Here is a 327-nt window from a genome sequence, read left to right as displayed (position 1 = left end):
TCGCGTGAAGCAGACGTGGAACTCGCGCTGGATGCAGCGCATCGCGCGAAGGCCGCGTGGGGTAAAACGTCGACGACGGATCGCGCGAACATTCTGAACGGCATTGCCGATCGCATGGAAGCGAACCTGCAACGCCTTGCGGTTGCCGAAACGATCGACAACGGCAAGCCGCTGCGCGAGACAATGGCCGCCGACATTCCGCTTGCCATCGACCACTTCCGCTACTTCGCCGGCGCCGTGCGCGCGCAGGAAGGATCGATCTCCGAGATTGACGACGACACCGTGGCCTATCATTTTCATGAGCCGCTCGGCGTGGTCGGCCAGATC

At 62.7% G+C, this 327-nt stretch carries 1 protein-coding gene; it reads left to right on the top strand.

The features are described 5' to 3' along the window. Positions 1-327, top strand: a 327-nt coding sequence (locus EN824_RS34050; protein ID WP_135933203.1) for an aldehyde dehydrogenase family protein, incomplete at both ends; no start/stop codon positions are given.

Origin of the sequence: Mesorhizobium sp. M8A.F.Ca.ET.181.01.1.1 (assembly GCF_004792025.1) — a bacterium.
In the GTDB taxonomy this organism is placed as follows: Bacteria; Pseudomonadota; Alphaproteobacteria; order Rhizobiales; family Rhizobiaceae; genus Mesorhizobium.
The sequence above is the reverse complement of the archived record's forward strand: the minus strand, read 5'-3'. Positions and strand labels throughout refer to the sequence as shown.